General features: G+C 38.9%; 12 protein-coding genes. 4 read left to right on the plus strand and 8 right to left on the minus strand.

Annotation, left to right across the window (positions count from 1 at the left end; all coding sequences use genetic code 11):
* Positions 1–2 precede the first annotated feature (2 nt).
* The 3 genes from SAE01_RS16525 (at position 3) to SAE01_RS16535 (ending at position 6,267) form a co-directional block, all read left to right on the plus strand.
* Complete coding sequence (locus SAE01_RS16525) at positions 3–4,019, plus strand: non-ribosomal peptide synthetase (RefSeq protein WP_147204905.1); 4,017 nt, start codon at positions 3–5, stop codon at positions 4,017–4,019.
* Between the two features lie 106 nt (positions 4,020–4,125).
* The gene (locus SAE01_RS16530; protein ID WP_147204906.1) at positions 4,126–5,037 is read left to right on the plus strand and encodes a glycosyltransferase family 2 protein; all 912 of its coding nucleotides are present in this window, start codon (positions 4,126–4,128) and stop codon (positions 5,035–5,037) included.
* A 63-nt stretch (positions 5,038–5,100) separates the two neighbouring features.
* A complete protein-coding gene (locus SAE01_RS16535) occupies positions 5,101–6,267 on the plus strand; it encodes a glycosyltransferase family 2 protein (RefSeq protein WP_147204907.1) in 1,167 nt (388 codons plus the stop codon).
* Positions 6,268–6,277: 10 nt separating this feature from the next.
* On the opposite strand, the gene SAE01_RS16540 is transcribed toward SAE01_RS16535, so the two are convergent.
* The 8 genes from SAE01_RS16540 to SAE01_RS16575 form a co-directional block, all read right to left on the minus strand.
* Entirely contained in the window at positions 6,278–7,114 is an 837-nt protein-coding gene (locus SAE01_RS16540) for a glycosyltransferase family 2 protein (protein WP_147204908.1), read from the minus strand.
* A gap of 45 nt (positions 7,115–7,159) precedes the next feature.
* Entirely contained in the window at positions 7,160–8,287 is a 1,128-nt protein-coding gene (locus SAE01_RS16545; protein ID WP_147204909.1) for a sugar transferase, read from the minus strand.
* Between the two features lie 37 nt (positions 8,288–8,324).
* Complete coding sequence (locus SAE01_RS16550; protein ID WP_147204910.1) at positions 8,325–8,705, minus strand: response regulator; 381 nt, start codon at positions 8,703–8,705, stop codon at positions 8,325–8,327.
* 452 nt (positions 8,706–9,157) lie between these two features.
* A complete protein-coding gene (locus SAE01_RS16555) occupies positions 9,158–10,228 on the minus strand; it encodes a toll/interleukin-1 receptor domain-containing protein (RefSeq protein WP_147204911.1) in 1,071 nt (356 codons plus the stop codon).
* 14 nt (positions 10,229–10,242) lie between these two features.
* Entirely contained in the window at positions 10,243–12,936 is a 2,694-nt protein-coding gene (locus SAE01_RS16560) for a tetratricopeptide repeat protein (RefSeq protein WP_147204912.1), read from the minus strand.
* Positions 12,937–13,163: 227 nt separating this feature from the next.
* Complete coding sequence (locus tag SAE01_RS16565) at positions 13,164–15,953, minus strand: TonB-dependent receptor (protein ID WP_147204913.1); 2,790 nt, start codon at positions 15,951–15,953, stop codon at positions 13,164–13,166.
* Between the two features lie 3 nt (positions 15,954–15,956).
* Positions 15,957–17,198, minus strand: coding sequence for a 6-bladed beta-propeller (locus tag SAE01_RS16570; protein ID WP_147204914.1), 1,242 nt, complete (start codon positions 17,196–17,198; stop codon positions 15,957–15,959).
* A 351-nt stretch (positions 17,199–17,549) separates the two neighbouring features.
* Complete coding sequence (locus SAE01_RS16575; RefSeq protein WP_147204915.1) at positions 17,550–19,091, minus strand: serine hydrolase domain-containing protein; 1,542 nt, start codon at positions 19,089–19,091, stop codon at positions 17,550–17,552.
* Positions 19,092–19,739: 648 nt separating this feature from the next.
* Here SAE01_RS16575 and SAE01_RS16580 point away from each other — a divergent pair.
* Positions 19,740–20,507: a DUF5602 domain-containing protein gene (locus SAE01_RS16580; RefSeq protein WP_147204916.1), complete on the plus strand. Its 768-nt coding sequence runs from the start codon at positions 19,740–19,742 to the stop codon at positions 20,505–20,507.
* Positions 20,508–20,575: the final 68 nt, after the last annotated feature.

The following is a 20,575-nucleotide window of genomic DNA, read 5'->3' on the forward strand; positions in this document are numbered from 1 at the left end:
TAATGGTTACACATACAACTTCGCTTAAGTTCACCTCTGTTGATTTTGATCCTTTTTTTGGACCACAAATCGTAGCGGTAGCTCCTGCGACAGAACCGCAGAAAGAAATCTGGATTTCCTGTGTGCTGGGTGGAGAAAACGCAAGCAGAGCTTTTAACGAGTCAGTTTCATTGATTTTTAAGGGAGAATTACAAAAAGAGAAATTAGAAAGTGCATTACACGATTTAAAAGAAAGACACGAACTACTTCGCGCAGCCTTTAGTGCTGACGGCAGTCAAATTTGCATTTTTAAAAATCAGTATACAGAACTTTCGTACGAAGACTTGTCAGGTGTTGAAGTTGAGGAGCAGGAAAAAATCTTAGCTAACGAAGCGCGACAAGCGGTTCTTCATATTTTCGATTTACTTCAAGGACCTCTGTTTACAACAAAACTATTAAAGCTAGCTGGCGAGAAACATATTCTTATAATAACAGCACACCACATCATTTGTGATGGTTGGTCCCTTAGTCTTATGTTGCAGGAACTGGGTAGGTTATACTCTGGCCAAGTGCAAAACGTTCAAGCCAAATTACTACCGCCTGTTTCTTTTAAGGAATACGCAAATGAGAAGCTGTCATTTTACAAAACAGAAGAGTATAAAACGGTAGAAAAATATTGGATAAATCAATATGAAGAAAACGTTCCTACAATAGCTCTTACACCGGATTTTCCACGGCCAGAAATTCGTACTTACTCAAGTCAGCGGCTGGATTATAAGATTGACAGTGAATTAACGTTGGCGTTAAAACAACTTGCGATTAAGAGCGGCTGCAGCTTTGTAACTACACTAGTTAGCGGCTTTGAAGTATTTCTCCATCTACTGACAGGTCAGGATTCGCTTGTGCTAGGGCTACCGTCAGCAGACCAGGCAGCAACAGGACAATACAACCTGGTAGGTCATTGTGTGAACCTTCTGCCCTTACGCAGCCATGTAGACAGGCATAGAAGCTTTGCGGACTATTTGAAGCTGCGAAAGAAATCTATTCTTGATGCATTCGATCATCAACAGTTTACGTTCGGAAGCCTTCTAAAGAAATTAAATCTCGCACGAGATGCATCAAGGGTAGCCTTAGTGCCGGTAGTATTTAATGTAGATATGGGCATGGGCGACGGAGTAAGCTTTTACGGACTACAACATGAACTTGTAAGCAACCCAAGAGCATTTGAAACCTTTGAAATCTTCTTAAATATAAGTGGCTCCGAAAAGTCGCTCACCTTTGAATGGTCATTTAATACCTATTTATTTCAAGCACAAACGATTAACAATATGATGGAAGGCTTTAAGAATATCCTAAAAACAGTAATTGAAAATCCATCAATTGCCATTGAAGACATTCCGCTTGATAATAAAGCAGGTGCAAATATCAAACGCAATCAAAGGGATGCTGCAACCATTTACTATCAGCGCGACAAGTCTGTGCACAGTTTAATAAGCGAGACAGCCGAAAAGTTTCCGATAAAGACTGCGTTGGTTTTTGGAGAAAGAAATATAAGTTATAAGGAGCTGCACAGAAAATCAAATCAATTTGCTCATTATCTTATAAGAAAAGGAATAAAGGCTGGAGACATAGTTGGTGTGGCGCTGGAAAGATCTCCGGAAATGGTCATTTCGATACTTGCCGTAATGAAGACCGGTGCTGCCTTCGTCCCTTTAGATGTACAATACCCTACTGACCGTCTTCAATACATGCTAGATGATACGTCTGCTAAGTGTATCATAATGAACAAAAAGTATAAGGGAGAATATCGTTCTCCTGAGTTATTTATTGAAGATGTTTTACCTGAATTAGACTCTTACTCTAAAAGTGAGCCGGGTACAAGAGTTGGCGGTGATGCTCTTGCCTATGTTCTTTATACATCAGGGTCTACCGGAAGACCTAAGGGAGTACTTATCAAACACAGGAACTTAGTAAATATGCTCTCCAGCCTTCTAAAAATGCCAGGCATAGTACAAAGGGATGTGTTACTTGCAGTAACTACAATTTCATTTGATATCGCTTATGTCGAACTGTTTTTGCCTTTATTAGTCGGCGCAACCATTGTGCTGGCAGATGCAAACGTCGCAAGAAACGGTCGGGAAATTTTACAAGTTGTGAAAGATCAACAAATAACTATCATGCAGGCTACACCTGTTACCTACAGGATGATGCTTGCAGCCGGGTGGGATCAGATACTGCCAATAAAACTCCTTTGTGGTGGAGAGCCCATGTCTAAAGATTTAGCAGATAAACTATTGGTAAGATGTAGTTCTCTTTACAACCTATACGGGCCGACCGAAACAACCGTTTATTCCACAGGAAAGCAAATTTTGCCAAATGATGAAATTATTTCTATTGGCACCCCTATTAACAATACCGAGGTGTACATATTAGATGAGGACCGTAATCTTGTAACAGAAGGTGGAACGGGAGAAATATACATATCAGGTGATGGAGTTGGGAGCGGGTATCTGAACCTGCCTGAATTAACAGAAGAAAAATTCATTCGTAATCCCTTTGGTATAGCTAAGGGAAAAATGTATAAAACAGGAGATCTTGGAAAGTTTTTACCTAATGGTGAAATACTATGTTTAGGTAGAATAGACAGGCAAATAAAAATACGAGGCTTTCGAATCGAACCTGGAGAAATTGAAAATGTCATTATGAAATGTGGCCTCTTCAAAGAAGCACTCGTTATCGCGCAGCAGGATGAAAGGTTACATCAAACACTCGTCGGATATTTAGTATTTAAGAACGCTCCCGATAAAGATAATTTTTCAAGGATAGTTCCAAAATTAAAACATCAATTAAAAGTAGAATTGCCGGCTCACATGATACCGGATGATTTTATTTGTCTTTCGCAATTGCCGCTCCTCCCCAATGGTAAAATCGATTATAAGGCAATTCCAAAAATACACCGACAGTCAGCAAGCAAAGACGAGTCAGAATACAGCGATGCTGAAAAACTAGTTAGTAAAATTTGGAAACAATACCTGGGCGACAAAAACATCGGCCTCAATGACAACTTTTTCTTGTTGGGAGGTCATTCGATGATAGCAGTAGAAGTAATGGTACGGATCGAAAAGGAAACAGGCGTAAAGCTTCCTTTATCAAGTTTGTTTAAATATCCTACTATCAAAACTTTTGCAACACTTTTAACCACTGACAATAAAGAAACCATCTGGAAATCGCTGGTTCCTATAAAAGCAACGGGAAGCAAAATGCCTATTTATATTATTCATGGCAGTGGATCAAACATCATGAATTTTAGCAGTTTTGCGCTACACATGCACGATGACCAGCCTGTTTACGGTTTGCAGGCCAAGGGCCTTAACGGGGTAGATAAGCCATTGGATAGTATGGAAGAAATAGCGAATCATTATATCGGCGAGGTGCTTAAACACAACCCTTCCGGTCCCTATGCTATTGCGGGTTATTCATTTGGTGGTTATGTAGCCATAGAAATGGCGCGGCAACTTAGATTGATGGGAAAAGAAGTAAAGTTGCTTGCCATGTTTGATACAAATGCCAAAGAACATTTCTCTGAGACAAGTGCTTTTCATAAGGGATTGAATAAAATAATAAGACAGTTTAAAAAAGGTGCCTGGATATCATCTTCGCTAATAAAACAACCAAAGACGACTATAGATTATCAAATGTCTTTCCTGTCTAATAAAGTTAAAGCGATTTCATTTTCCCTTGGGCTACTAAAAGCAAAAGAACGAAGTGAGTATCTTCCCGAATTGAATCTTATCAGTCGGCAGAATGATATTGCTTACAACAATTACAGAATAAAACCTTTCGAAGGAAAAATTGATCTGTTTAAGGCAAAAGAGAGAGTTTATTTTGTGGATGATTTCAAGTTTCTAGGATGGAAAAAGTATGCATTGCAAGGTGTAAATGTTCATGAAGTTCCGGGTGATCATAAAACAATGCTATTCGCTCCTAACGATAAAGTTTTTGCAAGCGTTTTACAAAAAGCCCTTGACAATTGTATTTAGTTTAAAGACTATCAAAGAGAATTTCATTGAAAGTAATAATCAGGCAAAAATTTGTTGAAACTGTTGATAGTAGATTATTAATAGTTCGCGGACAGAATTTGGTTCTATGCAATTAGTGTCTATAATAACGGTCAACTACAATAATGCCCCGGTTACAGAAGAACTTCTGCAATCAATTTTTGATAAAAACAGGTATTCTGATATAGAGATTATTGTTGTAGATAACGGTAGCAAAGTTGATCCTGTTCCTGCCTGGATAATCACTTACCCGACAGTGAAGTTTATAAGATCGGAAACAAATATTGGTTTTGCAGGCGGCAATAATCTCGGAATTAAGGCTTCAACGGGCGGGTATTTATTTCTTATTAACAACGATACAGAAGTTACTGATGATCTTGTCGGTCTCCTTGCGAATACCCTTGATCAAAACTCAAATGTCGGTGCTATTTCTCCAGCTATTTTATTTTTTGACGCACCGGAAGTATTTCAATATGCAGGTTTTACAAAAATGAATTACCTCACAGGAAGAAATCAAACTATTGGTATTGACGAAAAAAATATGGGCCAATACAATGATGTGGTGGGAGAAACAGCTTATGCACACGGAGCAGCAATGATGATCAGGCGGACGGCCATTGATAAAGCTGGTTTAATGGCAGAAAACTATTTTTTGTACTACGAAGAGTTAGACTGGAGCGAGAGAATAAAACAGAAAGGCTTCGACATCTGGATTAATACCAATGCCATTATATTTCACAAAGAGTCACGATCTGTTGGCAAGAATTCTGCTTTGAAAGAATATTACATGAACCGAAACAGAATTCTTTTCATTCGTTCGCATGCACCCGCTTTTACCTATTGTATGTTCATGATTTACTTTCTTAGCATTGTATCTACAAGAAACATGATCACTTATTTGAGGAACAAACAATTTAGTTTCATCTCCATCTTGTTTAAAGCCATTTACTGGAATTTTACAAATAGCGTAAATAGTAAGCGCTTATATTTCCCCTCTTAAAATAATAGAAATAGGTTGAGCGTTTTATCATAGAAATATTCTTTTTTCTGTCAGCGCAATTCTATGATAGTTACTTTTTGGATCAGTGTCTTTATAATTTTCTATACTTATCTCGGTTATGGTTTTGTACTTTTTATACTTGTAAAAATCAGGCAAGCCATAAAAGGCAAAAGGCCTGTACATAACAATCTCGAGAATCTTCCTTCGGTTACATTAATAGTTGCTGCATACAATGAAGCAAATATTATTGACGAAAAGATAAGTAATACTCTCGCGTTAACTTATCCTGCAGATAAAATTGAATATATTTTTATAACCGATGGTTCTACCGACAGTACTCCAGATACAGTAGCAAAATACCCACGTATAAAACTCATGCACTTACCTGGGAGAAGTGGTAAAATAAACGCAGTACATCGGGCGATGAAAGAAGTAACATCGGAGGTTACCATTTTTACTGATGCAAATACTTTTCTAAATAAGGAGGCTCTTATAAATATCACACGGCATTACGAAGACGAAAGAGTCGGTGCTGTCTCCGGTGAAAAGCGGGTTGAAATAACAAATGTTTCTGACGCCACTGCAGGAGAAGGATTTTACTGGAAATACGAATCGGCATTAAAAAGGTTGGATTCACAGCTCTATTCAGTGGTAGGTGCCGCCGGAGAACTTTTTAGCATTCGTACAAGTTTATATGAACCCGTTCCTGCCGACACGATTTTAGATGATTTTATGATCTCACTACAAATTGCAGCCAGGCATTATCGCATCATTTACGAACCTGATGCTTTTGCGCTTGAGACTTCATCTGAAAACACGTTTGAAGAGCTAAAAAGAAAAGTACGTATTGCAGCTGGTGGAATACAATCGATACTTCGCTTGCGTGCCTTATTAAATCCCTTTAAATTTCCGGTGCTGTCATTTCAGTACATCAGCCATAGGGTGTTACGATGGACCATTACTCCATTCTGTATGATACTTGCCTTCTTACTAAATATTGCTATTCTTTTCTCTTCCCCAGATTACCTGTACAGCTTTCTATTTTTAGGCCAGTTCTTTATATACACTGCGGCACTAATAGGCTGGTTGTTTGAAAGGAAGGAGATTAAGATAAAGGCTGTTTTTATCCCGTTTTATTTTTGCATGATGAATTATGCTGTACTCGCTGGAATGGTCAGATTCGCTTCAAACAAACAAAGTGCAGCATGGGATAAAGCCAGGAGAAAGTAAAGTTTAAAGATTACAAGTCCGTTCTAACTTCAGTAAATCTTTGAGGAAATAGTGTTTTTGCAATTCGCTTATTCAAGCCCTTTAGAAAACCTCCTTCCATTTGTATGCGTCTGTCAGTTGTCCAAACAAGAGCGCCAGATGTAGTAACGTTTCGCAATTTCCCAAAGCCTTTGTCTCTTAATTTCAAAGCCAACCAACCGTCTTCGTTGCTACCAACAGGATGATTAAATCCTTCTACTGCCAGGCCATGCTCTCTTCTAAAGCAAGAATTAAAACCGTAAACATTTACCGCTTCTTCTTTAAAATGCCGATTGTAACGCCTCAACAGGTTTGTCGCAGACTCATAAAGAAAGTAGGTGAAACGTGAAGTGCCTCCCGTAGGTATAAAACAGAAACGCCCATAAGTCAGCGAAATTGCAGTGTCTTTTTCTAATGGCGCAACCATTGCATCAATCCAGTTATATGGATAAATGGTATCAGCATCAGCGTTTAGAATGTATTTGCCTGCCGCTACTTGTAAGCCGGCATTTCTTGCAGCCGTTATTCCCTGCTTTTTTTCTAAGATGCATTTTACACTGGTTGGCCGCACCAGTTCTTCTGTGTTATCTGAAGAATTATTGTTGACAACGATAATTTCAACCGATTTCGCAGTTGTATTTACAGCTAAAGAATGTAACGTTTTAAGAATGTTTTTTTCCTCGTTAAATGCGGGAATAATAATAGAAACATCACAGACGCCACTTTTTTTTAAGCGCTGATTATTTGTTTTTATTATTTCAATTCTGTCTGCTGCGGAAACATTTTTCCAAATGTTTCTTATACCGGGCGGTATGAATAAAGTGCTCATATACTCTTTGATGAATACATCTTTGTCTAAAGGGCGACTACAAATTTATACTTGACTTTTTTGGAACAAAGCTGCCGGAGTGTTGGCCATGATATATAGATCGAAAATAGGGCTTGCTCTTCTTGCATACACAATGTCAAGATCTACTCGCTCTTTGACGGACATTTCAGCTTTTCCTCTTTTTTTGATTTGCCAAAAACCGGTCATCCCCGCCGGGGCTGAAAATCGTTCTACAAAATCGTTGGTAGTTAACGTAGCGGCCTCGTACAATGGAAGAGGTCGGTTGCCGACCAGGGACATGTCACCTAACAAAATATTGAAAAGTTGAGGCAATTCATCAAGACTACTGTTACGTAAAAATTTGCCGACACGTGTTACGCGGGGATCATCATTAAGTTTAAAAAACAGGGGGCCATCTTTGGTTAAATCATATTGGTTAAGATGAGCTAGCTCACTAATCTTTTTATCTGCGTCCTTTATCATCGTTCTAAACTTATAAAACTTAAAAATTTTATAGCCTCTTCCTGCGCGCAAAGAGCTATAAAAGATTGGCCCTTTTGAATCGAGTCGTATAGCGATGGATATTAAGATTAATAGAGGTAACAACAGTAAAATGAGCACAGCTCCGACGGACATGTCAAACACCTTTTTTAAGAAAAAAGAAAAATCCCGGGCTTTCATTTTACCGTGTACACGTAACTCTTTTGAGTTATAGTATAGCCGCTTACGATTGCTTGTATTCTTTCCCTCTATAGCGTTCTTTACTACCAAATCAAGGTCTTCTGATTCGATGTCTACTACTTCGTCCACCAGTTCGAAAGCCTTCAAAAACTTGGCTTCGTTCTTAGTCAGCTTCCGTGAGTTGTAAATAATAATAGTGTTAGTTTTTTCTTTGATGCTGGATGTGAACCTTTCGAGGGTGGCCACTGCCAAAGCAATGTCAATAACCACCACTCTATATGTGTGGCTGGCAATTGCAAGAACCTGTTTTTTTGCTTCAGTAAAATCTCCTGCAACATATCGTTTACCAATGTAGTTGTTAGAGAAAGAAGCGTTTGAACTTTCAATAAAAAAAATAGGAAGTTTAGTTTCAGGCCTGTCGAAAAAATCTGAAGTCCGGAACCATTGTCTCTTAAAATTTTCCCTCGGTATTAGTTCACTTTCTAAATTCATAATTCCTTGCTATTGAATTAAAATGTTATACACTTAGTTACGCTACATAAGTAAGTGCCTGTTGTTGTAAGATTTTATTTGCGGCTGCAATCAATTTGACCGGATCAAATGGCTTGAGAAAGTAATGAGGAAGGATATCCTGGTCAAACTTCTTTATTATTTTCTGATCGGTCAGAAGCAGAATAACGGGTTTTGAATAAAGAGAACTGTTGCTTAAGAATTGTATTAAGTCAACACTTTCCTGTGTCTCAAAGTCTGCATCTACGATAAGAAGATCGATATTCCCAATCGTTTTCAGTTTAGTAATACCGGCGGCAATATCATCTGCAGGTATCAGGCTATAACTTTCTGATAGGGTCGTTTTCAAAAGATAATTCATAGGCTTATTGCCCGTAATGCTCAAAATTTTTTTTCGCACCTTAAGTAGTTGTTGTTGGTTAACAATCAAAAAATCTAAAAAAGACAGAACCGATGCAATTATTAAAAATGTTAATAGTGCATGTTTTTTAATTCTTCAGAATGATGGATTGGTCTATTACAACAGGTACTAACTGAGGCTTTAGTTGTAGAATAAGAGGATAAAATATACCAGGTAAAGAAGCTTTAAACTAGAGATGATCACCGGTTTAGCTAACCGTAATTTTACGGGTTTAATAGTATATATACTTAAGACGGGCTATAGCAAAAAAAGATGCGTTGAAAGGCAAAAAGTTTTTGACTACGGAAGGTGCTAGTTATTTATGTGGATACGAGTCCAATTCGTATCCCCAAATAAACATTTTACTAACAGGTATAAGGTGGAGACTGGTCCCACGATCGCATAACGAATGAGACATCTGGAAATTATAAAAAGCATTTAGACGACTGATCTTATGAATGATCCTTTTTTAAAATAATGTCAACGCTGCCTGAGCCAGGAAAGTAGTCAAGCTTTTGAGAATAGAAACCTTTTTTGGTTACCGATAAAATGTATTGATCTTTTTGCATTTGGTACGGCAGATTTACTTTAAAAATTCCGCCAGCATTACTCCGGATAATTGTATCGCCATCTATTGCAATTGAGCACCCTTCAATTCCATTGCCTTTACCATCCCTTATATTTCCATACACTGATGCTAAGGTACCATCTGGTACAATTGAAATATATGTCTCACTCTTATTTAAAATAACTGAGTCAGTCTTGAGCTTCCAATTCCTTGCGTTGAGCTCTGCACCAATTTTTTTTCCGCTAAATGAAATAGGAATTTGCTGAAAGGTTATAGACTGATTAGGCAGGATGCTTTTCTTATCTTCTTTGTTGCCAATAAAAAAGCTGATATCCCCACCTTCAAATGCAGGGTAATTGGGATGAAGTTTTAATGCAGCATCCGGCCTTACGAAAACGGTGGCATCAAAAGGCTTGTTTTTTTCATTTAAATAGTATGATAGCACGGCTAAAAGCACCAGTAGCGAAATGCCCGGCATCAGCCATTTCGATTTCAGGAGCCCTTCCCGTTTTCGCTTATAAACAGGATCCTGGTAGTCCTTGCCAACATAAGCCGCAACGCGTTCGAAATTTTCGCCTTTATAGAAAATGACCTCGAAATAACGCAAACTAGCAGGAAGGTCTTTTATCTCGATATCGTCTGTGACAACGGTAAGAATATTTCCGTGTTTTCGTCCCGCCCTTTTTTCGCTTATAAAAAATCCCCATTCAGCTTCAAGCCATGGTGAACTTAGATACTCTACTTTAGAGCTTACTACAATCATATGTTTGCATTCATCTAGGGCTTTGTCAATAGCCTTTCGATAGTCGCTGCTTCCAAGCTGTGGTAATGTTTCTGAGGATAGAAACACTGATAGACCCTTTGATGTTAGGTAGTGGCTAAGTGCTTTTGCGAGTTCAGCATCCGCGCTTTTGTGTGATATAAAAATGTCTTTTGCTGTGTGATTTTCTACCATAAGTCATCATAATTCTAGTCGACGAGAAGACCTTTTATTTTATTAAAGTCTGGATGGGTAATGTCAGCTTTTTCCAGTTGCGCAAAGTCGTCGAGGAACATGCTTACGTAGCTTCTATCATCATACGATTTACCCTTCAACGATAGATACACCTTCTTTGCTTCTTCAAATTTATTCTGGAGCAACAGTGCCACTGCAAGGTTCGCATTTACATACTCCATCTCTTTATCGTACAAGCCTGTTTTTGTAAACCACGGGGTTAATGCTTCGCGGGCAGCTTGCTCTGCCTCCGCATATCTTCTATTTAATAATAAGTACCAGGATAGACCATTAAGATCGTGGCCATAAGAAAGGATGTCCGAAAATTTTCCGCTCTTAATATAATCTCTCTTCTTTTGAACCAGCAATTGGTGCAGGATAAGTTTATTGTAAGTTGTATTAGCAGACTCGATGTCGGCAACGAGACCATTTAACTCATCTTCAACTCTTTCTTTGTCTGTCTTTGAACGGTAAATAGACGGATCAATTGCTTGAGTGCGCTTCAATTCGTTGTTTATGCTTCCTATAAAATTTCTCAACGACTTTACGTCTTCGATGTACTTGCCGGGATTCTTTGCTTCTAAACTATTGTACGTTTCTAATAACTCCTGAAACTGACTCAAAGATTTTCTTATACTATTTTCATTTTCCTGCTTTGAGTAAAATACACGTGAGTGATAGTCATTGGCGGCAATATCATATCTACAACTTGCTATCTCTTCTTCTAAATTTTCTTTATTAGTCAAAGACCAACGTTGATAAATAGCAAGGGCACTGTTAAATAATAGTCTGGCTGAAGCTGAATTCCTTGTTGGGTAGAGTTGCCCCAATCTATGTTGTACCCCCGCCAGTGGCAGTTCGAACATTTCTGGTACAAGTTTCGAAAATTTCTCAAAAATCAATAGCGTCTCTGTAAAGAATGCCTCAGCCGAATCTCTGTCATTTGCTTCTCTAAAAAACACTCCCATTTGATTGTATGTCTCTGCTAATACAGGTTCGTAAACACCGGGAGCACGAGTGGCAAGACTCTTTGCTATCTCCATTGCTTTACCAAGATAATTACGTGCAGCAGTACTGTCATGTTTTTCTACAGCATAAGTTCCCAAGTCACTACGGGCCGTGTATAGGCCTCCTAAATTGGTTAAAACACTAGCAACATAAGGATCGAATACTGTAGGAGAAGTTTGTTGAAACTTCCTGTAAACAGCCAACGCATTTTCCAGTGCGACCTTGGCACCGTCATACTTTTTCTGGTTTAAGTACAACTGCCCCAGGTTATTTTCAATTTCTGCTATTTCAATTTCGTTTGATAGAGGGTCCGTTTCGTTCAGATTTTTTCGAAGCTCGAGGGCCTGTTTAAATGTAGTTTCTGCCGACTTATAATTTTCTCTTTTAAGATAAAACACCCCTAAATTGTTTTGAACCTCTGCGACCCCCGCTTCATATAATTTCGGGCTCGTTTGTTCAACCGATTTGTAAGTAGCCAGCGCCTGCCTCAATTCACTTTCTGCCTCTTTATAAAGATGTTTATCTACGTAAAGTTGTGATAACCCAATTAGCGCTTCGCATGCACCTTTAGAGTAGGAAACAGGGTTGCTGTTAGAAAGTTGCTTATAGAGGTTATAGGCTTCTTTCAAGGCCTCCTCCGATGCCTTATATTGATACTTGCTTTTCAAGACAAGTCCTAAATCATACTGAGCTCTTGCAAGGTTTGAACTAAATGCACCGGGGTTTGCTTGCTTTAATCTTGTGTAGGTGGTTAATGCCTTTTTTAAGATTACGTGGGCTTTGTCGAAATCGTTCTGGCCTTGTAAAAATTCGCCATAGTGCAGTTCGTTTTCGTAATCCGAGCTATCATTTTCGGCCAAAAACTTCAACTTCCGCTCGGCGGTTTTCCAATCAAAGCGAAGCTTTGAAAGATTTATTTCTTCTTTTAGATTTCGTCTATGAAGGTCTATAGTGTTATAAATAAGCCGCGACGCAGAGTCCTGATCTTGTCCATTCTTATTTAACTGCTTTAATCTCTCGTTGGCTAACAGCAAATTTTTTTCGCTTTGCAACGTCTCGCGTAGCAGAATCGATTCCTCTATTTTGCCTTGAGCAAAGTATGCATAAGCAGCTTTTTCTGTTTCTGATACCTGGTCGAGATTTACCCTGCTTAAAGTTTCAGCGAGCTCGTAAAGATTCCTCTTTGATCGAACAAATTGGTCGTCGAGGGAGTCTGTTATTTTCTGAAAGTCTTTGCTTTGTTTATTTAATTCCGCTTTTTTCTTCTGTAGGGCCTCGCGTAAGATCTTGTTTAACAGTTTAAAGTTGTCCTGGTTTTGCTTTGCCCAAACATCTGCCCGGCACATGATAATTGTATGTGGATGGTTGAAAGGATCAAGGGGCAAGTTTACCTCCAGCCTGTTTTTCTCCGTTATTACCCATTGTTCTTTCTCCAAAACCAGCACCGTATTATAACCTGGTTTTCCGTTTTGAAACGTGAGGGTAAAACTTCCATTGTCAGTTGTTGCTGTCTGGTTGGCAAACCCTGATTTGACCATAACCCCTGGAACTGGTTTGTTATTACTGTTCTGTTCCAAAACATATCCGAAAAGCTTTTGTCCCTGGCAGTTAAGGATACAAAAAATGAAACAGAAGGCTGCAGCTATAAAGAGTTTACCCATGTTTTACTAGTTGTTGTTCAACCACGTCTTTAAGTTTTGTCTTGAAACAGTTGGGCGATCAAGCTTTAATTTACATCAAAAATGTGGAGAATAGAACGCTTGTCGCCTGCTAGGAAATGAAGGGGAAAGGACATGCCTCACAATAAACTCTGAGCTTCTCTCTTACGTACTGTTGAAGTACTTCGAACACTCACTGTCAAACCAGATCTCTAACCATATTGCTTCGTCTAAGTTTTACCGAACTTTCTTGGGTAATAAGAAAAAGTTAGTAGGAAATACTGCTGCAGCCCGTTGGTAATCCTAGTTGTAGTACCATAAGAACTGACACTGTTGGTGATGTTTCTGTACTGCTTTAAAATGTCCATGGCGGAGAATTTCAATTCACCCTGCTGCTTCATGAACCGGTACGACGCAAATGCATTCCAAAGATTAGTCGGCTTATCTAAGTTTGAATTACCAACACGATCGAGCGTACTGCTGAAAGTAAAATTCTTCGGGTAATTGAGAACAGCGCCTAACCTGGTAGTATTATTTGAATTTTTAAACGAAGTAAGTCCCGCAGCTGTTTGCCTTGTATTGTAGTACTGAAAGCTTTCGCCAATAGTCAACACTAGCAGTGAACTGAGCGAAAACTGGAAGGTTAAATTGTTGTATAGACTACGCGTTTCGCTAATGTTATAAACCCTATCAATATAATTGGGAGAACTGTAGGTGTTAAACCTGCCGTCGTACATCAACTGCAAATTGTTTTTCTTTACTTTTCTCGAAATGTTAAAATTGTAATTTAGGTTCAGATTGCTGCTCTTATCTGCATTCGTATGATAACTAATTCTTCTGCCAGACGGATCATTAATAGTACTATCTACTACAGGATTTAAAGACCGGGTATATGAACCTCCAACACTGCCGTTAACGGAATATATTGCTTCAGGCTTTTGTGTATTAAAATTACTGTTTAGGCTAAAAGTGTGATTAATCCTGTTTTGTAAGAAGGCATTACCAACCCGCGTATCATAGACATTTATATCATCTACAACAGTATAGAGCTGATCGACTGGAGCATACTGAAAGTTCTTGGAATACCCCGCTGATACATAATAATAGTACTTTCTCTGCTTAGTATAATTGTAGTTTATGTTTCCCTCGTATCGGAAGAACTGGAACGAACGGTCAAGGTTGCGTTGAACTATCGTTGAAGAGTTATTATCCGTTTTAAACTCGTCTATCAATCTTAATTGAATATTTACACTTCTATAGTAGACGTCGCTGTATTTATTAAAATTCTTTGACAGTGACAATGAAGGAGTGTATTCAAAGAGTTCCCTTTTGTTTACGTTTGAAATTCTACTGTTGATAATATAGCGTTTAACAGTACTGTCGAAGTCCGTTACCTGGTTATCGTCCGACTGGCTGTTATAATTTAGCCTTTGTGTAAAATTCAAATTTATCCCGAACAAATTATACCTCCCCAACAACAGCCTTTTGAAGCCTAGATAATCAATTGATCCTCCTATGTTTTTTGAATTGTTATCTGTAGTGTAATGCCGGTTATAGGACGTGTTTTTGTTTGCGTCAACAAATGATTGAAATACACTCTTTACATCTCTGTCTGATACCGATTTTCCCTGTCTTGCATCAAATTGAACAGTAAAGCCTTTTATAGGGTCTTCACGGTCTGATTTGGCAAAATTTAGGTTTAGCGACTCGTTATGCGTTTGCCGCTGTTGCAGTGATACCGAACTATTCGTACTCTGCAAACGGTTCGCACTGTCTCTTACTTCCGTAAACCTCGTTGAATTGCCCTTGTCATTACTCGTATTTATTGCTCCATTTACATTGAGGTTATCATTGTAACTGTTAGTTTTTACATAGTTAATTGTAACATCGTGCCTGTCGCCCTTGTTATTTTGAACACCATCATCGCGGATGAACTGCGGATTATTAATTGTAGTTCTATTTTGCAAATTCACGTCAGTAGTATAAGTGTCCGTTCCAGATTTGTTATAGGTAATGGCGACACGGTTGTTTTGCCTGCTGTTAGCTGTCTCAATAAAACTGTGGGTAAACAAACCTCCGATAGAGTAATTCTTATTGATACCACTGGCGCCGAACCTACCTACATTGTATAAGTTGGGATTGTAATTTCTGTAAGTATTGTTCTGCAGCATCTCCTGCAGATTCCCAATATTCTTATTAATATTATTGAAACCTCCACCGATACCGCCACTGCTTGTTTTATTGTATACCTGCAACGAAAGATCGGCTTCGGCGCGGTCCGTTGTGCCATAACCTGCGCCGGCTTTGCCAAAGAAACCTTTTTTACTGCTTTCCTTTAATTTAATGTTCATAGTCAGCAGCGAATCCTGTGGCTGCGCTACCTGGCTTATATTACTTCTATCATATTCCTGGTAGAGTTGAATTTTATCGATAGCTGATTTAGGAAGGTTTTGAGTGGCAACACGTGTATCAGTTGACCCAAGAAAAGGTTTTCCATCTACTAATAAATTGGAAACCTTTTTACCGTTCACTGTTATGCTACCATCAGACCAAATGGTAATTCCAGATACCTGGTTTAAGACTTCCTCTACTACTGCATCTTGCTTCAATTTAAAAGCTCCCGGATTAATCTCCAAAGTATCACCATTCATACGAATAGGAACAGTGGTGGTAACAACTACAGCATTTGTATCCTTATTATTAAAAGCCAACAAAACATTGAGAGTGTCACGCTTTCCCGGCTCTAATTGTATAGCTGCATAGTGACCGAGATACCCGGTATAAGTAACACTCACAATAAGCCTTTTTTTCACCGGGAGTTTCTCCAATAAAAACCTTCCATCTTTGTCGGATAGCTTGTAAGTGATAAGAGTTGAATCCTGACCTAGTATGCTTACCGTTGCCAGCTCTAATGGCGTTTTACTTTTGGCGTCTTGAACCGAACCTATTAATACACCTGTTTGACACAAAGCTCTGGTGCACCAAAAAAGCAGTAAACAAATAAAGAGGGTGTGCTTCACAGGTTAGTTTTTAAATTTAAATTCTACGATTACAGGTGTATTAGCCGGTGGTTTGCTGTTTATAAATTCTTCGAGTTCTTTGGGTACTGCGACATTTTTGTTCTTATCAAAAAAATCGAGTAGGTCACTGGCCTTTTGAGATTTGTAGAATTTATCCCGCTCCCTCATCAAACCAAACGTCGGAAATAGCTGCAAATTATACTGACTGCTATCCGCCTTAACGTTCCTGGTTTTGTAAGTAACGTCGGTTTGTTTTTCATAGATGTAAGAATCAAAGTTGGAGAGGTATCTGACCATAAAATAGATGAACCGGGGAGTTTCATAAAAGCTATAAATCTGCTGCAGCATCCAGCCATTGTTTCTATAAAAATTTTCCCGCTCTGTTTTATTTTTAAAAGGCTTGTTGTAAAATGAAGGAGGTAACGTGTTTTCTAAAGGTAGCACCAGCTGGTAAGCAGCAAAGAGGCTATCTCCTTTCATTTTGTAGATAGTATCGTAAAAAGGCCGGGTAAGAATATGAATGTTGGCCGTATCTGTTTTATTAAAACTAACATTCTCCTGGGTATATAAAAACCTTGGCTCATTGATGCGGTTGTACGGAAAAAAGGTTTTAACCAGTTGGTTGCTTTTGTACACCTTAAATTCATAATCCACGCTGTCGGCAAAAAGAGGGCTTACAGTAATTTGGCTTTGCACATAATAATCATCATAAAAGTGGCGGACCTGTACAATGTCTTTTTCAGCAGGAACACCTTTTTTAATAGTGAGTAAAGGATCATTTAGATTAAGCGTGTACTTCTTAAAATACTTTTTGTTACGTGGATTGTTCCAATCTAATTTGATCTTTACCAAGTCTTTTGGCGTAAGCGAATAGTTCTTATTATTTCCAAAGAAAGTAACCTGGTTAGTTACCTCCTGGTAGTTAGGATAAAAACTGTCACCTAGCTTGTTATAAGCTATCTGCTTCAAAAACTTCCCATTCTTCAAATACACAAGTAGCCGTTTATTCATGTAATCGATCAACAGTATATAATTTCCTGTCACTTCGATATTGTAATTATTACTTATCTCGATATCCTCCTTTATTTCCAGCGGAATAAATCTTAATGAGTCAACAAATTTTGTTTGCTTTTCTCTTGCGACTGTTTTAGGATGCAGATATAGTTTGCGTAATTGTGACTGCACTGTTGTTGAAAAGAGAAGGAAATACAACAGTGATGTAGAATACAATAATTTAACCCTCATTAAAAGCAGCTTGGTATACTAAAAGTATGTTTGAGAATGTGAATGGAATTTGAAGGAAATATATACCCTTTTTTTGAAGCTAAAGGCTTACATCTTTTTAAATTATTAAACTAAAAAAGCTGCCAATGACTCAACGGCACTTGACTATGTATTATGTGTTTTGAATAAAAGCTTAAGGTTTATCAATCTGTAAAAATTAGAGGATAATCGCTTAAAGTAAGTTCTACCGGATACACATTTTTAATGATAATAGTTGATGCGCATCATCTCCATTCCAACTAAAAGAAATCATTGCATGTCTTTTCGTTGTCCCTGTTGATTGCCAATTTTCATTTGCAGCTTTTGATGATTCTATTGCCGTTTTCCTTTTAAGGTTAAAACTGCGTCAGGCGCGTTGGTATTGAAACTACGCTTTAAATCAACTGTTATATTATCACCGGAAAAGTGGCACAGCATGGTCTGAGTATGCGGACTTTCTATGTACCGTAGAACAAGTTCAAGGGTATTTGCGTCAATCCAGGTGTACTCGCCTGCAACTTTAAAAGGAGGTAAGCCCGCCAGGCTATTTCTTGCACCGCTCACCAAGTACGGGCCTTTTAGTTTCGTCTCACCTTGTTGCCAGGTATTTGCAGCAAAGCTGATAGGGTAAACCTCGTTATCCCGTTTCACTATCACCTCACAAACCTTGTTCTGAAATTTGAATTGAAGAGATTTTATGTTTTGAGCATTTGGCTCTATTGAAAAAGTCTTCCCTTCGGTAAGCGACGGAGCTATTACATCTTTCTTTACCGGCAGAGCCAGTGCAGCCAACTTTTTATTCAATTCTGCATCTGCTGCTGCGTTTGCAGGAAGTGTACCTTTTTGCATCACCGGCAACAAGATTTTCCAAATCAGGTTCAATTCACCCTGCATATCTGTTGTCTCGGATGTAATGGCGATGACGACATCCTGGTCAGGAATAATGATCGCATATTGGCCAAATGCACCGTCGCCACGATAGGCATTGTTTCGACATCGCCACATTTGGTAACCATAACCTTGCTCCCAATCACTCGCCTCTCGTTTCTCTTGCGGGTAGTCAGGATGTTGAATAATGTGAGCAGTACTTGCTTCCTCTACCCACCCCTGCGGAAGTACTTGCTTGCCGTTCCAATTTCCTTTTTGCAGAAATAGCTGTGCAAACTTTGCAATGTCTTCTGTTCTCAATCGAAGTCCCCACCCGCCCGTGTTAACTTGTTGCGGACTTTCTTCCCAGTCGGGCTTTGCTATACCTAATGGTTCAAAAAGCCTTGGTTGCAGATAGTCAAGCACCGTTTGACCCGTTACCTTGGATACAATGGCGGAAAGCATATAGGTAGCAGTTGAATTGTATAGGAACTTGCTACCAGGCTGGTACTTTATAGGGATAGTCAAGAATCTCTTCACCCAATTAGTGTCCTGTACAACAATACCGGTAGGATCAGGCTCCTGCCCTACTGACATCGTGAGCAGATCCTTCAAAGTGAGTTGTTTCAGGTACTCGCTGGTAGTATCGGGCATTTGAGTTGGAAAAAAAGAGACCACTTTATCTGTTAGTGAAAGCTTTCCTTCAGCCCGGGCAAAGCCAACTGCTGTAGCAGTGAAGCTTTTGCTTAATGAGTACAACGAATGACGTAAGTCACGACGATAAGGATTCCACCAACCTTCCGCAATCACCTTACCATGACGAATCAACATAAAACTGTGAAACTCATGCTTACTTGTTGCAATGGAATCCAGGAACGCACTGATTGCAGATGCAGACATACCTTCTGCCTCTGGCGTGCTGCGTTGTAACGTGTTACCGCTTTGTGCGCTTACCGCGAAAGGCAAAATGGTGGAAAGCAATAAGATGGAAAGCAATGTTTTCTTCATAAGCAGGCTTTAAACATTTTAAGGGCTAATTTGACAAGCAATGTAAAACTTATTCTATTGCTTGAGGCTGAAATGCTGATAATAAAAACAGCATTTCAAACTGGGGAACATTCATAGGTCGTTTTCTTTCATCAGAAAAGAGGAAGACCGACAGATGCGGAATTAAGAATAATAAATTAAAATTAAAAAGCCCTTCGTAATTGAGAAGTCGCCATTAAAAGTCAATTAAAACTTTTCATATATTAAAATGAACAGCAGAAAGTTATGATCTTACGGCAGAATATCTGTTTTATGATTAAAGCTTCGCCTGTTTACCTGGTCTACCTCTTTGGAGTTCTTTTTATAATGCTTATATGGGGTATTACAAAGACAATTTGTTTTTTCTCGTCCCTCAAAGGACTTATACGCTTTTCCAAATTAAATGATTGGAAAGCCCGTCCCTCCTACTAACCAATTCCCACTTTTATTCTTTGGCCTGCTCCCCACTCGATAATGACCCAAATAAGTCAGCCAATAACTATTAAGTATTCCTCTAAAACTTGCCAAAAAAAGTTCAAAGTAAGCTAGCCTTTCCGCATCCACTTATTGCATGTTAGGCTTTTTATATATACTATTGTTGAAATATTATAACATTGAAATTTTATAAAAATGAAAAACTTTATTGTTGCTCTATTTGTCATTACGGTTGTGCTATCGTCCTGCGATAAAGAGGACGCTCAAGGTGGAACATTTGATGGACCAAAAGCTACTTTGTATGGTGGAAAAGCATGGACGAGGGTACAGTTAGATGCAGACGGAAACCCCATTTCATCAGGATTTGTTATAGACGATGCGGCATTAAATAGTCTACCCGTCGGTGGAACTGCTGCCGGACTCGAAAACTCTTTACAGTTCGACAGTCGTGCTTCTAAGCTACCTTTTATGCATGCCGGGCTCGACTGGAATCCAAATGGCCACGATCCTCTTTTTATCTACGGCAAACCTCATTTTGATTTTCATTTTTATATGATTGGTGAAGCAGAAAGGATGGCCATTCCTGTTTATACTGCAGATTCTGTTAAGTTCAAAAATTCACCTAATGCTGCTTACCTGCCTCCAACCTATATTAATCCGGGCGGCGGTGTTCCGATGATGGGTGCCCATTGGATAGATGCTACTTCCCCCGAAGTCAGTCCAACTAATCCTCAACCCTTTACTCAAACTTTTATCTATGGTACTTATAACGGGAAGGTAATTTTTTACGAACCGATGATTACTCTCGATTTTCTAAAAGCTACGACCACTTTTGAGAGGTCCATCCCACAGCCTACTAAGTTTCAGACAACAGGTTACTTCCCTACCAAAATGAAAGTTGCCAGACATGACGGAGTCACAGAAGTTGTGCTTACAGACTTTGTTTCAAGGCAAGCGTCATAATCTTACGGTTCGGTGCTTCTATCTTCAATTACAATGACGCATGAGCCATTTGCCTATGATTATTGGAA

The sequence above is a fragment of the Segetibacter aerophilus genome, from assembly GCF_007991655.1.
In the GTDB taxonomy this organism is placed as follows: domain Bacteria; phylum Bacteroidota; class Bacteroidia; order Chitinophagales; family Chitinophagaceae; genus Segetibacter; species Segetibacter aerophilus.

Excerpts from the sequence above, each read along its gene's own strand:
- SAE01_RS16525 (WP_147204905.1), top strand. The coding sequence starts at position 3 with ATGGTTACACATACAACTTCGCTTAAGTTCACCTCTGTTGATTTTGAT.
- SAE01_RS16530 (WP_147204906.1), top strand. The coding sequence starts at position 4,126 with ATGCAATTAGTGTCTATAATAACGGTCAACTACAATAATGCCCCGGTT.
- SAE01_RS16535 (WP_147204907.1), top strand. The coding sequence starts at position 5,101 with ATGATAGTTACTTTTTGGATCAGTGTCTTTATAATTTTCTATACTTAT.
- SAE01_RS16540 (WP_147204908.1), bottom strand. The coding sequence starts at position 7,114 with ATGAGCACTTTATTCATACCGCCCGGTATAAGAAACATTTGGAAAAAT.
- SAE01_RS16545 (WP_147204909.1), bottom strand. The coding sequence starts at position 8,287 with ATGAATTTAGAAAGTGAACTAATACCGAGGGAAAATTTTAAGAGACAA.
- SAE01_RS16555 (WP_147204911.1), bottom strand. The coding sequence starts at position 10,228 with ATGGTAGAAAATCACACAGCAAAAGACATTTTTATATCACACAAAAGC.
- SAE01_RS16560 (WP_147204912.1), bottom strand. The coding sequence starts at position 12,936 with ATGGGTAAACTCTTTATAGCTGCAGCCTTCTGTTTCATTTTTTGTATC.
- SAE01_RS16570 (WP_147204914.1), bottom strand. The coding sequence starts at position 17,198 with ATGAGGGTTAAATTATTGTATTCTACATCACTGTTGTATTTCCTTCTC.
- SAE01_RS16575 (WP_147204915.1), bottom strand. The coding sequence starts at position 19,091 with ATGAAGAAAACATTGCTTTCCATCTTATTGCTTTCCACCATTTTGCCT.
- SAE01_RS16580 (WP_147204916.1), top strand. The coding sequence starts at position 19,740 with ATGAAAAACTTTATTGTTGCTCTATTTGTCATTACGGTTGTGCTATCG.